Source organism: Photobacterium sp. 2_MG-2023 (assembly GCF_030547675.1).
In the GTDB taxonomy this organism is placed as follows: Bacteria; Pseudomonadota; Gammaproteobacteria; order Enterobacterales; family Vibrionaceae; genus Photobacterium; species Photobacterium arenosum.
The window spans coordinates 25,669-39,707 of sequence record NZ_JAUOQQ010000016.1; the positions used below are offsets into that span (position 1 = coordinate 25,669).

The window sequence follows — 14,039 nt, forward strand, 5'->3', positions numbered from 1 at the left end:
GGAGTCGCTAATGACAGTCATGCACGCCGAAGATAAAAAGGTCAACCAACAGCTGAATTTGTCTCAGTATGGTATCCATAACGTAAAAGAAGTCCTTCGTAATCCTTCCTACGAAGTCCTTTTTGAGGAAGAAACCAGACCCGGTCTGGAAGGTTATGAAAAAGGCGTAGTGACAGAGCTGGGAGCTGTCTCTGTAGACACTGGCATTTTTACCGGTCGTTCTCCAAAAGATAAGTACATAGTCAAAGACGACACCACTCGCGATACTCTGTGGTGGTCAGATCAAGGCAGCAACGACAACAAACCACTGAGTTCAGAGGTCTGGAGCGATCTGAAAGCGCTGGTCGCCAATCAGCTATCCGGCAAACGTCTGTTTGTGATCGACGGCTACTGTGGTGCAAACCCGGACACCCGCTTATGTATTCGGGTGATCACTGAAGTGGCCTGGCAGGCACACTTTGTGAAGAACATGTTCATCCGTCCGAGTGACGAAGAGCTGGCCACCTTCAAACCCGACTTTGTGGTGATGAACGGTGCCAAATGCACCAATGACCAGTGGCAGCAACACGGCATGCACTCTGAAAACTTCACCGTGTTCAACCTGACAGAGCGCATGCAACTGATCGGGGGTACCTGGTACGGCGGCGAGATGAAAAAGGGCATGTTCTCTATGATGAACTACTTCCTGCCGCTGCAGGACATTGCCTCTATGCACTGTTCAGCTAATCAGGGAGAAAATGGCGATGTTGCCGTGTTCTTTGGCCTGTCCGGCACAGGTAAAACCACCCTGTCTACCGATCCTAAGCGTAAATTGATTGGTGATGACGAGCATGGCTGGGATGACAACGGTGTCTTCAACTTCGAAGGGGGCTGCTACGCCAAAACCATTAAACTGTCGAAAGAAGCCGAACCGGACATCTATCAGGCGATCCGTCGTGACGCCCTGCTGGAAAACGTGACCGTTCGCGATGACGGCACCATAGATTTTGACGACGGTTCTAAAACCGAAAACACCCGTGTGTCCTACCCGCTGTACCACATTGAGAACATAGTGAAGCCGGTATCCCGCGGTGGTCATGCCAATAAAGTGATTTTCCTGTCGGCTGACGCCTTCGGTGTACTGCCTCCGGTGTCCAAGCTGACGCCCGAGCAGACCAAGTACCACTTTTTGTCTGGCTTTACGGCGAAACTGGCTGGCACCGAGCGTGGCATCACAGAGCCGACACCGACCTTCTCGGCCTGTTTTGGTAATGCATTCCTAAGTCTGCACCCGACTAAATATGCGGAAGTGCTGGTCAAACGCATGGAAGCGGCAGGCGCTGAAGCCTATCTGGTCAACACTGGCTGGAACGGCAGCGGTAAACGTATCTCAATCAAAGATACCCGCGCCATTATTGATGCCATTCTCGACGGTTCGATCGAAAACGCTGAAACCAAGCAAGTGCCCATTTTCAATCTGACCGTGCCGACAGCCTTGCCGGGTGTGAATCCCGACATTCTGGATCCGCGCGATACCTATACCAGTGAAGCGGAATGGGAAACCAAAGCCAACGATCTGGCTAAACTCTTCATTAGCAACTTCGATAAATACACAGATAACGAACAAGGTGCCGCTCTGGTTGCCGCTGGCCCTCAGCTGGACTGATTTGAGTGAAACTGAAAAAAGCCCTGCACCGCAGGGCTTCCTTGTCTCTGAACCAATCGCACACTCGTGCAACAACCTTAGCTAAACACTAAATAGCCAACAAAAACCCGCCGCATTCCTTGCCAAGTAGTCGCATTTCCTTCACTCTTTTGACACTGGCCTTACCATGCCTTTTTCCCAAGACTTTCATCACCGCCCGATTACCCGGCAGCGGCCTAAACATGGTTTGGCGGCTGATATGGAGTTCGGCATGCGTTTCTTCACAAAAATACTGGCTACCCTGATGATTCTGCTGCTGATGGCAGCAACCATTATTGTCATCCTGCTGCATACCCGCTACAGCGCTGCCCTGGTGAACACTTTTTTAAAGGGAGCCGGCTACAGCGGCGCTCAGGTTACCGGTGTGCAATATTCACTGCAGAGCGACCCGCTGCATTTACGACTAAGCCAGCCACGCTGGCAAAGGCAAGATGCGCCCGCCTTAGCCGCTGAGCAGCTTGATCTCTGGCTGTCTCCCGCCTCTTTCTACCAGCGGGGCTGGCATTTTGACAGCCTGTTAATCCAAGGCGTTAATCTCGACCGGCTACCGGTTATCGGGCTGGAAAACGGGCAGCTCAACGCCCGCCGGCTGGCTGTGACCAAACTGACTGTTTCTGTGCCCGGATTGCAGCTAGATAACGCGCGCCTCGAACTCGACAACTGGCAAAACCGCGCACAAGACTGGGGAGACTTCAACGGGGACTTCCGCCTTTCGGCCGAGCAGGCCACCTGGCACGATCACTCACTGCAGCAGGTGCTTATTGACGGGGAGCGCGATGCCCGAACCTGGACTGTGTATGGTTTGTCATTGAACTGGCAAGGTGCCCGCTTCCACGGCCAGGCCGAATATCAGACTGACGAGCATAACCTGATCATCCACCAGCTCAGCGCCAGCGGCCTGAAGATAGACCAAGATTTCCCGATCCAAACCTTATTGGATCTGAGCGCACAGGCGAACGAGTCCGGGCTGAGCGTAGATTTACGCCGTCTGGATATCCTGGACAGCAGTCTGGAACACGAAGAATACAGTACCAGTCATGCGAATCTGGCCCTGGAAAACTGGCGCTGGCCCGGCACGCTGTGGCAACAGCAGGATGCCCGTCTGTCGCTGGGGGCCGATACGCTGCGCTGGCATGACCTGCTGCTGGACTCTCCCCTTACCGAACTGCACTTCACCCCGGAGCAGATCAGCCTGAACGGCTTTTCGGCCCGTATGCTTGAAGGCTACCTGCGCGCTGAGGCGACCCTGACGCCCGAAGCCATGTTGCTGCATCAGCTGGAGTTAAAGGGTATTCGCTGGGTACTGCCCGAAGCCATTCAGGCCTGGCTGATGCACGACAGCGCCCCGCAAACGCCTCTGCAGGCTCAGGTCGATCAGTGGTGGCGCCAGCTGGATACTCTGACCGTGGATCAGCTCTCTGTCGGCTACAGTCAGCTGACCGGCACCTATGCGCCACTGCCTTTTCAGATCAGCGATATCAATCTGGACGGCACAGGGCTGGTGTTGCTGCGTCAGGGACAACCCGGACTGTGGCAAGGTGAACTCAATGCCAGCGCCGGTTTCACCCATATTCGCCAAATCACCATCCACGATCCGCTGCTGACCATGAGCAGCCAGGCAGGACACTGGCAAATCACACGGTTAAATCTGCCAATTGAAGAAGGCTTGTTAGAAGGCAGCGCCGATATCCAGCTCAACGAAGCAGGCTGGCCATGGACACTGTCTCTGGCCGGTGACAGTTTACCGTCACAGATGCTGCACCACTGGTTAGGACTGCCGCTCCCGCTGCAGGGAAAGATGGATATCAGCGCCCAGGCAAGTGGTCTGGGGCAGTTTCACCGCGGGCTGGCTTACAGTTTGAATGGTCATCTCAACGCGGCATTCCGCCAACAGTCTCTGACCCAGAGCGAAGCCTCGCTGCTGCAGAGCTGGCAGAATAGCGAAACACTGGCCGTTACCCCACTCAGTAGTGGTAACAATCCAGTCCGCTCGCCAGTCACGCTGAGTCCGCTAAAGTTGCGGGCTGATCGGGGACGCATTGCCATACAGCCGCTGAGCCTGCAAGGCCAGCAGTTAACAGCGGAGCTACAGGGAGAGTGGGATCTGGCGATCCCGTCCGAACGCGAAATCCAGCTCAACGCCAGCAATGGCTGCCAACAGCTCAGCAAACGCTGGCATAACCATCAGCAGGACATATCCGTGCTGTCTTGCGAGCGAAACAGCATATAGGTTCCGGTGAAGGTTGCAGCATGGGATTCATCGCTGAATACCTGCACTTCCACCACCATGCGCCCTTTACGGCCATTGGCGATCCGGTCCAGATCGCCGGTGAGGGTCTCCACACCCGTGACGGCGCGAGGGCGCGATTTCACCGGCGCGGAGTAACGAATGCGGCTATCAACCAGCATGATATCAGCCTGAAGCTGGCGCTCCTTCAGCAACATCCAGAGGAATCCCCAGCCAGCCAGCGTCGCCATGGTAAAAATACTGCCGGCAAACATGGTCGCCCTCGGGTTGAGGTTGGCGTTCAGTACCGCACTGACTTCAAACCGGTAACCTGTGTACTGGCTGATTTTGACGCCCATTTTTTCACTGATCGGAATATGAGACTGCCAGACATCCTGCAGCTCCTGGCACCAGTCGGGATGGCGCACCACTTCAGTTAACGGATCCAGATATTTCAGCATCTGCTGATGACGAACCGGCCCGCGTTCCTCGCTTAACTCACCCTGATTGGCAAAACCGTTGATCTGATAAAAGCGAATGGCTTCTTCGCGGGCATTACAGACCAGCCGCTTAGCACCCTCCTGCCGGGCCAGCGATTCCAGCGCCATCAGCAGCAAGCCGCCCATGCCTTTATTGCGGTAATTGGGATCGACAGCCATATAGCGGATCTGACCGTCATTTTCCGGCGTCATATACAGCCGGCCAATCGCCACCGGCTGACCGTCATCATCGACTATCATTCGATGGCAGCTCAGGGCGTCATAGGCATCGCGTTCTGATCCCGCCGGCATATGCCAGGGCTGGCGTAACATCCGCCAGCGAAAGTCAAAATAGCGGGCCAGTTCCGCCTCAGTTTGCGGGGTGATCAATCGAAACATAGCGTCCTTCTCCAGTCATTCAATTCCATTTGCGCACTCACACGCTCCGCCTGTTGGTCTGCTTACCTGCGCAAACGGCCGTGGTTATTCAGATAACCACCTTGTTCACGCTATAGCATGAAGGCTAGCACTGCAGCCAGAAAGTGACAGGACCATCATTAAGAAGCGCCACTTTCATATCGGCGGCAAAGATACCCGTTTCGGTGCGGACAGCGCTTTCCTGGCAGGCTGACACAAAGTAATCGTACAAGCGCTCAGCGTCCGCCGGGTGTGCCCCGGTCGAAAAGCTCGGACGCATACCGCTGTTGGTATCGGCGGCCAGCGTGAACTGCGAGACGACCAGCACACTGCCCCCCGCCTGCTGCACATTGAGGTTCATTTTTCCGGCATCATCCTCAAACACCCGGTAGCCCAGCACTTTATCGCGCAGCCGGCGAGCTTTCGCTTCATCGTCACCTTTCTCTACCCCGAGTAAAACCAGTAACCCCTTGCCAATAGCACCGGTCACTTTGCCATCGACGGCAACACTGGCTTCACTCACTCGTTGTATCAGCGCAATCATTTTGTATCCTTGTACGTCTTCACGGTTTGTTGCTGTTCTTCGTTTGCTCAGCACCGGATGCCTGTGCTCCCTGATGCCCGGCATCCACTGAGGCCAGAGGCTGTTTTTCACCCTCACCTGAGCCGTGCGGTGTTTTTGCCCGCTGACGCCAATGCTGCTCTTCACACAAGCTGGCGGTGATTTCTGCGCCCAGCAACACAATACACCAGCACAGGTACACCCACACAAACAAAATAGGTACCACAGCCAGTGCGCCGTATATCAGCTGGTAAGACGGGAAATTAGTGATGTAGAGCGCAAAGACTTTTTTGCTCAGCTCAAACAGGGCACTGGCGATCAGAGCACCTATCAGCGCATTACGCAACCGGACTTTAGTGTTAGGCACCAGCATATACAGGCCCAGAAAGGCCAGGGTGGACATCAGAACAGGCAGACCGCGCAACAGCTGCTGTACAAAGCCGTTCACGGTTTCGCTGCCCAAGATATTCAGTGAAGCCAGGTAGGAGCTGATCGCCAGACTGGAGCCGACCAGTATCGGGCCCAAGGTCAGTACCATCCAGTAAATCGAAAAGGAGATCACCACACGGCGGTGCTGGCGAACCCGGAAAATATAATTCAGTGACTTATCAATGGCGGATATCAGCAGAATGGCGACCACAAACAAGGCCCCGATCCCCACAGCCGTCATTTTGCCAGCGTTAGCGACAAACTGATTGAGGTAGTTTTGCACCACGTCCCCTGCTGTCGGCACAAAATTTTCAAACACAAAGGCCTGCAGCTGATCGCCCAGAGAAGCAAACACGGGAAAACTCGACAGTGCTGACAGCACCACAGTGATCATGGGCACCAGCGACAGCAGCGTCACATAGGCCATAGAGCCGGCCGTGACGGTCAGGCGATCATGATCGATGCGACGGTACAAATACTGTACGAATTGCCAAAGTTCTGTGACCGCCTGGCGCAAACCCGGCCTGGACGTTATTTTCATATCAGCCATATTGAATTAATCTTTGTTGTTTATCGTTCAACTACGAAACGACCCTACTCGCGACAGAGTTAACCTCAGCCCTTTCAAATATGCCGCATTCTGGCTCTGAACAGCCGTGTCATGGATATTGGGGTATATCAACAACATAGTGCGTCCGGATGGGAATAACAACCAGCCAGGTCGCCAGCCAGGAGCTTTTATGCCATATGCTTTTGCCCTGATACTGAGCCTGACACTGCTGTCGGGCTGCCAGAGCGCCTACTATTCTGCCATGGAATCGGTCGGTGTTCATAAACGCGATATCATGGTCGATCGCGTCGAAGATGCCACTGAGGCGCAGAAAGACGCCCAGGAACAGTTTACCTCAGCGCTGGCCGCTTTACAGTCACTGACCCGCTTTGAAGGCGGTACGCTGGAAGAGACCTACAACCGGGTGAATGCGCAGTATGAAGCCAGTGCCGATGCCGCCGATAAAGTCAGCGACCGCATCGCAGCGATTGAAAATGTCTCACAAGCCTTGTTCGATGAATGGCAAGAGGAGCTGAGCCTGTATTCCAGCTCAGCGCTGCGCCGCGACAGCGAAGCCAAACTCAAAGCCACCCGCGCTTCTTACAGCAAGATGATTGCTGCCATGCACAGGGCAGAAGGCAAAATGGCACCTGTGCTGGATACGTTGCGGGATAACAGCCTGTACCTGAAGCACAACCTCAATGCTGCAGCAATCGGCTCTCTGCAAGGCGAGTTCCGCTCGCTTGAACGCGATATCCAGCGGGCGATCAGCGATATGCGCGCCGCTATCAGTGAATCTGAGCGCTTTGTGGCCCAGCTGAACCGCAGTTAATCTGGTGTCGGCCTGAATAAAAAAATCCCCCGCCGGGATAACCGGAACGGGGGATTTTTTACTGTGCCCCCAAAGGGCGCACAGAATCAGTTGTTACTTCGCACCACGGCTCGCACGCTTACGATCCGTTTCCGTCAGCAGTTTCTTACGGATACGAATGCTTTCCGGCGTCACTTCCACCAGCTCATCGTCATCGATGAATTCCAGCGCCTGCTCCAGGGTGTACTTAATTGGCGTGGTCAGCACCTGCGCATCATCGGTTCCTGATGCACGGACGTTGGTCAGCTGCTTACCTTTCAGGGCATTAACCGTCAGGTCATTATCACGGCTGTGAATACCAATCACCATGCCTTCGTAGACTTCGACACCGTGACCGATGAACAGACGACCACGCTCCTGCAGGTTAAACAGGGCATTGGTCAGTGCTTTACCCGCGGCGTTTGCAATCAGCACGCCATTGACGCGCTGGCCGATCTCGCCACCTTTGTGCGGACCGTAATGATCAAACGTGTGGTAAATCAGACCAGAGCCTGAGGTCAGGGTCATGAACTCAGTCTGGAAACCGATCAGGCCACGTGATGGCATAACGAAATCCATACGCACACGACCTTTACCATCCGGCGCCATGTCTTTCAGCTCACCTTTACGCAGGCCGATTTTCTCCATGATGCCGCCCTGGTGTTCTTCCATGACATCAATGGTCACAGTTTCAAACGGTTCCATCAACTGGCCGTTTTCTTCTTTGATGATAACTTCAGGACGTGATACCGCCAGCTCGAAGCCTTCACGGCGCATGTTTTCAATCAGAATCGACAGGTGCAGTTCACCACGACCTGACACGCGGAATTTGTCCGGGTCTTCTGTTTCTTCAACGCGCAGCGCAACGTTATGAACCAGCTCTTTCTGCAGACGCTCCAGAATGTTACGAGAGGTCACGAACTTACCTTCTTTACCGGCAAACGGAGAGGTGTTCACCTGGAAAGTCATGGTTACAGTTGGCTCATCGACGCTCAGCGCTGGCAGTGCTTCAACCGCGTTGACATCACAGATGGTGTCAGAGATTTTCAGCTCACCCAGACCAGTGATCGCGATGATATCACCGGCAGTCGCGCGATCGATATCGTGGCGCTCCAGACCCAGGTAGCCCATGACAGTACCGACTTTACCGTTACGGGTTTTACCGTCTGCACCAATAATGGTCACTTGCTGGTTTGGTTTTACAGAACCACGGGTCACACGGGCAACACCGATAACACCGACGTAAGAGCTGTAGTCCAGCTGAGAGATTTGCATCTGCAGCGGGCCGTCAACGTCGACCGCAGGTGGTGCAACATTGTCTACGATTGCCTGGAACAGTGGTTCCATGTTCTCGCCAGTCTCGCCTTCTTCGCGTGTTGCCCAGCCATTCAGTGCTGATGCGTAAACCACCTGGAAGTCCAGCTGTTCGTCGGACGCACCCAGATTGTCAAACAGATCGAATACCTGATCCATCACCCAGTCAGGACGAGCGCCCGGACGGTCGATTTTGTTGATAACAACAATTGGCTTCAAACCGTGAGCGAACGCTTTCTGGGTCACGAAACGAGTTTGCGGCATCGGGCCGTCAACTGCGTCAACGATCAGCAGAACAGAATCCACCATCGACATAATACGCTCTACTTCACCACCGAAGTCGGCGTGCCCTGGGGTGTCCACGATATTGATGCGGTAATCATTCCAGTTGATAGCGGTGTTTTTCGCCAGGATGGTAATGCCACGCTCTTTCTCGATATCGTTGGAGTCCATCACGCGTTCTTCAACGCCGCCACGGGAGTCCAAGGTACCTGATTGCTGCAGCAGTTTATCAACCAGGGTGGTTTTACCGTGGTCTACGTGCGCAATGATTGCGATATTACGTAATTTATCGATCTGTGGATTAGACATGGATTTGGCATTCACTCAGATGTTGCGACCCCCTGAAAAACAGGCAGCCACTGATTAAAAAAACGGCTCATAATCTACCAGATTTTACGTCAAAACCCAGCAAATATGTGATTTATATCATCACGTCGGAACGAAACTGATAGCAATAGCAAGAATAAAGCGTAAAAAATCAATAAAAACAGTCAATTAAAAACAAGAGCGCGCAACGGGCTTTTTTTGGTGCAATAAAGTGAATGCAATCCGTCGCGCAGACGATTGACAATTGATCAGCGTGGGCTAAATATAGCCGATGTCTTTGCATTCGGGTGAAACGGAGTGACAAAGAGGGAGATAATCCCCGCTTGCACCATTGTGGTGCGCAAAATCACCATATCAGTGCAATGGAGCCCATGATTATTTGCACTGAGCGCCATAACAGGGCGTAAATATGGCAATTTTGGGGATTTAAAAAGTTGGCATGGATTTCGCAAAGCTTACTGTATCGGAGCACATGCTTGTTCCTTTCCAAAATTTTTTGCGGCCAGTTGCCCAAATCTAACACCGGAGGTTACTTAAGATGTCAGTAGAAAACGTACTCGCGTTGATCCAGGAAAACGAAGTTAAATTTGTTGACCTACGCTTTACCGATACCAAAGGTAAAGAGCAACACATCTCTATCCCCGCTCACCAGATTGACGCAGACTTCTTCGAAGACGGTAAGATGTTTGATGGTTCTTCGGTCGCTGGCTGGAAAGGAATCAACGAATCAGACATGGTGATGATGCCAGATGCATCTACCGCTGTGCTGGACCCATTTACCGAAGATGCCACGCTGAACATTCGCTGTGACATCCTTGAGCCTGCCACCATGCAAGGCTATGACCGTGACCCGCGCTCTATCGCCAAGCGTGCGGAAGAGTACATGCGCAGCACCGGCATCGCAGACACAGTGCTGGTAGGTCCTGAGCCTGAGTTCTTCCTGTTCGACGACGTGAAGTTCGCCACTGATATGTCAGGTTCTTTCTTCAAGGTTGACGATATCGAAGCGGCATGGAACACAGGTTCTACCGTTGAAGGCGGTAACAAAGGTCACCGTCCGGGCGTGAAAGGCGGTTACTTCCCGGTTGCACCGGTTGACTCATCACAAGATATCCGTTCTGCCATGTGTCTGATCATGGAAGAAATGGGTCTGGTTGTTGAAGCACACCACCATGAAGTGGCGACTGCAGGTCAGAACGAAATCGCAACCCGTTTCAACACCCTGACGTCAAAAGCGGACGAAATCCAGATCTACAAATACGTGGTTCATAACGTCGCGCACGCTTTCGGTAAAACAGCAACCTTCATGCCTAAGCCTCTGGTTGGCGACAACGGCAGCGGTATGCACGTGCACCAGTCTCTGGCCAAAGACGGTCAGAACCTGTTTGCGGGCGACAAGTACGGCGGCCTGTCTGAAATGGCACTGTACTACATCGGCGGTATCATCAAGCACGCACGCGCCATCAATGCGTTCGCTAACCCGTCAACCAACTCGTACAAGCGTCTGGTTCCTGGTTTCGAAGCCCCTGTTATGCTGGCGTACTCAGCACGTAACCGCTCTGCGTCTATCCGTATCCCTGTGGTACCAAGCCCGAAAGCGCGCCGTATCGAAGCTCGCTTCCCGGATCCAGCGGCTAACCCGTACCTGGCATTTGCCTGTCTGCTGATGGCTGGTCTTGACGGCATCAAGAACAAGATCCACCCAGGCGAAGCGATGGACAAAGACCTGTACGATCTGCCAGCAGAAGAAGCGGCAGAGATTCCAAAAGTGGCAGAGTCACTGGAGATCGCACTGAAAGCACTGGATGAGGACCGTGAGTTCTTAACCGCTGGCGGCGTGTTCTCTGACGATTTCATCGATTCTTACATCGCACTGAAATCAAAAGATGTTGAGCGCATCAACATGGCGACTCACCCTCTGGAATTCGACCTGTACTACTCTGTATAAGTCTGAACACCGCGATTCACTGTTCAAGGCCTGCGCATGCAGGCCTTTTCTTTATCTGGCTCACCAAGGTTGGGCAAACATTCTCAGCACCCAGGCTGGCGCACCCACTTTCACCAAAACGACTCATCCCGTTTCCCACAGCTGGCACGCTTTACAGGCTCACAGAGGTGATTGGGCCGGAAAAGACGGCAAGGTTATTGCATTATTCAACGTTCACCGTCTGTATGCGTTGCCAAAAGTCAGTCTCAAAGCGGTTGCTGTCACCAACAGCCTAAAAAGGCTGGACTCGCTCACTTAGTGCTGCACAAGTAACAAAAGACGGGCTACACTGTAATGCACCAAAACAGTGCAATGCACCAGAGGTGTTTGCTCCGCAAGCGGGCACACTGGCCATAACCACAAGGATGAGACTGTGACTGCCGCTTTTACGCCATTGATCCTGAACAACCTGGTCACTGCGGTGATACTGCTCGATGAGCTGCTGAAAATTCGCTACGTCAATCCGGCCGCAGAGCAATTGATGTCCTGCAGCCAGCGGCGATTGCTGGGCAGTCGCTTTCCGGATCTGCTCCAGCACAGCTCGCTCGATCTGGGCCTGATTCAGTCGACAGTGCAAAGCGGACAAGGACTAACCGACGGCGAAGTAACCCTGGTGATCGATGGCCGCCACCATACCCTGGAAATCAATGCCAGCCCGGTAAGCTGGCAAAAAGAGGTGCTGATTCTGCTCGAGCTCAAACCCATAGATCAGCAGCGCCGGATCAGCCAGGAAATCAGCCAGCACGCGCAGCAACAAGCCGCCAAAGAGCTGGTCCGCGGGCTGGCCCATGAGATCAAAAACCCGCTGGGGGGATTACGCGGGGCCGCGCAATTGCTGGAAAAAGCCCTGCCGGATCCCAGCTATACCGAGTACACCCAAATGATCATTGAACAGGCCGACCGGTTGCGAAATCTGGTCGACCGCCTGTTAGGGCCGCAAAAACCCGGCATCAGAACGGTAGGCAATATCCATGTGGTGCTGGAGAAAGTTCGCCAGCTGGTGTCGCTGGATCACAGAGAGCAACAACTGCGCATCCAGCGCGATTATGACCCCAGTCTGCCGGATTTCAGCATGGACCCGGAGCAGCTGGAGCAGGCCATCCTCAATATTGTCAGTAATGCCGCCCTGGCACTGAGCCAGCAGTCGGGCGAAGGGGTAATCACCCTGCAGACACGCACCGCACACCAGGCTTTAATTCACGGTCAGCGACACAGAATCGCGGCCAAGATCGACATCATAGACAACGGGCCCGGCATTCCGGCCGACATACAGGACACCCTGTTTTATCCTATGGTCACGGGCCGCGAAGGCGGTAACGGACTCGGCCTGTCCATCGCCCAGAATTTAATTGATCAGCACCACGGCAAAATTGAAGTGTCGAGCTGGCCAGGACAGACAAAATTTTCCATTTATCTACCGATTCAATCAACAGAATAACAAAGCAGCCGGGCCTGTTAGCATTTCCGCCATCACGCCCGGCATGCACACAAAGGACACAACGGAGGGCATGCGATGAGCAAAGGACTAATCTGGGTTGTCGACGATGACAGCTCCATACGCTGGGTACTGGAGCGCACCCTGAATGCAGCCGGACTGCGCTGCGAAACCTTCGCCGATGCCGACAGCGTCGTAGAAGCACTGGAGCGCAGCGTGCCGGATGTCCTGGTATCTGATATCCGGATGCCGGGCACAGATGGCCTGACACTGCTGCGCAACCTGCATCATGATTACCCCACCCTGCCGGTCATTATCATGACGGCGCACTCAGATCTGGATGCGGCCGTTAACGCCTATCAGGAAGGGGCGTTTGAATACCTGCCCAAGCCGTTTGATATCGACGAAGCCGTGAGCCTGGTGGAGCGGGCAGTCACCCACAGCCAGGAGCAAAAGCGCCAGCAGCAGCCGGAGGAAATCACCAAGCAGGCCCCGGAGATCATCGGCGAAGCACCGGCAATGCAGGAAGTGTTTCGTGCCATCGGCCGCCTGTCCCGTTCCTCGATTTCCGTGCTGATCAATGGCGAATCCGGCACAGGTAAAGAGCTGGTTGCTCAGGCGCTGCACCGCCACAGCCCGAGACGGGAGAGCGAATTTATCGCCCTCAACATGGCAGCCATTCCCAAAGATCTGATTGAATCTGAACTGTTTGGCCATGAAAAAGGGGCGTTCACCGGCGCCAACAACATCCGTCAGGGACGTTTTGAGCAGGCCAATGGCGGCACCCTGTTTCTGGATGAAATCGGCGATATGCCACTGGATATTCAGACCCGGCTGCTACGGGTACTGGCTGACGGTCAGTTCTATCGCGTTGGCGGACATTCACCCATCAATGTCGATGTCCGCATCATAGCCGCCACGCACCAGAATCTGGAACGGCTGGTGGCCAAAGGGGATTTCCGGGAAGACCTGTTCCACCGCCTGAATGTCATCCGGGTGCATCTGCCCGCTCTGAAAGACCGCCGGCAGGATATCCCGCAACTGACCCGCCATTTCTTAAAGCGGGCGTCAGATGAACTGGGAGTGGAAATCAAATCCCTGCACCCGGACACAGAAACCCTGCTCACCAGCCTGGCATGGCCGGGTAATGTTCGCCAGCTGGAAAATACCTGTCGCTGGCTGACAGTGATGGCCAGCGGCAACGAAATCCTGCCGTCGGATCTGCCGCCCGAACTGACCGCCGTCGACAGCCAGCCGAAAGGCGACGGCAGCGAACCGTACTGGCAACAATCGCTGCAGCACTGGGCCCGCCAGGCATTGCAGCAGGGCAACCAGAATCTGCTGGGGGAAGCCATGCCGGAATTTGAACGTATTCTGCTTGATACCGCCCTGGAATTTACCCACGGTCACAAGCAGGAAGCCGCCAAGCTGCTCGGCTGGGGACGCAACACCCTGACCCGGAAACTCAAAGAGCTCAACATGGCCAGTGACTGACA

At 54.2% G+C, this 14,039-nt stretch carries 10 protein-coding genes; 6 read left to right on the forward strand and 4 right to left on the reverse strand.

Translation table 11 applies throughout. The features are described 5' to 3' along the window. Window positions 1–10 precede the first annotated feature (10 nt). Both pckA and Q4491_RS13860 read left to right on the forward strand, forming a co-directional pair. Window positions 11–1,645 carry a phosphoenolpyruvate carboxykinase (ATP) gene (gene pckA, locus Q4491_RS13855; protein WP_192017436.1) on the forward strand — a complete coding sequence of 545 codons (1,635 nt, stop codon included), beginning with the start codon at window positions 11–13 and terminating at the stop codon, window positions 1,643–1,645. A gap of 250 nt (window positions 1,646–1,895) precedes the next feature. Further along, a complete protein-coding gene (locus Q4491_RS13860; protein ID WP_237795774.1) occupies window positions 1,896–3,914 on the forward strand; it encodes an AsmA family protein in 2,019 nt (672 codons plus the stop codon). Here Q4491_RS13860 and Q4491_RS13865 read toward each other — a convergent pair. From Q4491_RS13865 to Q4491_RS13875, 3 genes are all read right to left on the reverse strand, one after another. Continuing rightward, on the reverse strand, window positions 3,869–4,789 hold the full coding sequence (locus Q4491_RS13865) for a bifunctional GNAT family N-acetyltransferase/hotdog fold thioesterase (protein ID WP_218386268.1): 921 nt from the start codon (window positions 4,787–4,789) through the stop codon (window positions 3,869–3,871). The two genes, Q4491_RS13860 and Q4491_RS13865, sit on opposite strands and share 46 nt — an antisense overlap. A 124-nt stretch (window positions 4,790–4,913) precedes the next feature. Next, window positions 4,914–5,351 carry a D-aminoacyl-tRNA deacylase gene (dtd, locus tag Q4491_RS13870; RefSeq protein WP_192017433.1) on the reverse strand — a complete coding sequence of 146 codons (438 nt, stop codon included), beginning with the start codon at window positions 5,349–5,351 and terminating at the stop codon, window positions 4,914–4,916. A gap of 19 nt (window positions 5,352–5,370) precedes the next feature. Next, the gene (locus tag Q4491_RS13875; protein ID WP_218386270.1) at window positions 5,371–6,348 is read right to left on the reverse strand and encodes a virulence factor BrkB family protein; all 978 of its coding nucleotides are present in this window, start codon (window positions 6,346–6,348) and stop codon (window positions 5,371–5,373) included. Window positions 6,349–6,538: 190 nt separating this feature from the next. Here Q4491_RS13875 and Q4491_RS13880 point away from each other — a divergent pair, with 190 nt between their 5' ends. After that, entirely contained in the window at window positions 6,539–7,180 is a 642-nt protein-coding gene (locus tag Q4491_RS13880; RefSeq protein WP_192017431.1) for a DUF2959 domain-containing protein, read from the forward strand. 93 nt (window positions 7,181–7,273) lie between these two features. On the opposite strand, the gene typA is transcribed toward Q4491_RS13880, so the two are convergent. Beyond that, window positions 7,274–9,103, reverse strand: a complete 1,830-nt coding sequence (typA, locus tag Q4491_RS13885; protein ID WP_192017430.1) for a translational GTPase TypA — start codon at window positions 9,101–9,103, stop codon at window positions 7,274–7,276. Between the two features lie 556 nt (window positions 9,104–9,659). On the opposite strand from typA, the gene glnA reads away from it, so the two are divergent. The 3 genes from glnA to glnG all read left to right on the forward strand — a co-directional run bounded on the left by glnA (window position 9,660) and on the right by glnG (window position 14,037). Then, window positions 9,660–11,069, forward strand: a complete 1,410-nt coding sequence (glnA, locus tag Q4491_RS13890) for a glutamate--ammonia ligase (RefSeq protein WP_192017429.1) — start codon at window positions 9,660–9,662, stop codon at window positions 11,067–11,069. Window positions 11,070–11,481: 412 nt separating this feature from the next. After that, window positions 11,482–12,546: a nitrogen regulation protein NR(II) gene (glnL, locus tag Q4491_RS13895; RefSeq protein WP_192017428.1), complete on the forward strand. Its 1,065-nt coding sequence runs from the start codon at window positions 11,482–11,484 to the stop codon at window positions 12,544–12,546. A gap of 75 nt (window positions 12,547–12,621) precedes the next feature. Further along, window positions 12,622–14,037 (forward strand): nitrogen regulation protein NR(I), encoded by a 1,416-nt coding sequence (glnG, locus tag Q4491_RS13900; RefSeq protein ID WP_303458246.1) that lies wholly within the window; start codon window positions 12,622–12,624, stop codon window positions 14,035–14,037. Window positions 14,038–14,039 lie beyond the last annotated feature (2 nt).

Coding starts and splice junctions, on each gene's coding strand:
- pckA (WP_192017436.1), top strand. CDS start 11: ATGACAGTCATGCACGCCGAAGATAAAAAGGTCAACCAACAGCTGAAT.
- Q4491_RS13860 (WP_237795774.1), top strand. CDS start 1,896: ATGCGTTTCTTCACAAAAATACTGGCTACCCTGATGATTCTGCTGCTG.
- Q4491_RS13865 (WP_218386268.1), bottom strand. CDS start 4,789: ATGTTTCGATTGATCACCCCGCAAACTGAGGCGGAACTGGCCCGCTAT.
- dtd (WP_192017433.1), bottom strand. CDS start 5,351: ATGATTGCGCTGATACAACGAGTGAGTGAAGCCAGTGTTGCCGTCGAT.
- Q4491_RS13875 (WP_218386270.1), bottom strand. CDS start 6,348: ATGGCTGATATGAAAATAACGTCCAGGCCGGGTTTGCGCCAGGCGGTC.
- Q4491_RS13880 (WP_192017431.1), top strand. CDS start 6,539: ATGCCATATGCTTTTGCCCTGATACTGAGCCTGACACTGCTGTCGGGC.
- typA (WP_192017430.1), bottom strand. CDS start 9,103: ATGTCTAATCCACAGATCGATAAATTACGTAATATCGCAATCATTGCG.
- glnA (WP_192017429.1), top strand. CDS start 9,660: ATGTCAGTAGAAAACGTACTCGCGTTGATCCAGGAAAACGAAGTTAAA.
- glnG (WP_303458246.1), top strand. CDS start 12,622: ATGAGCAAAGGACTAATCTGGGTTGTCGACGATGACAGCTCCATACGC.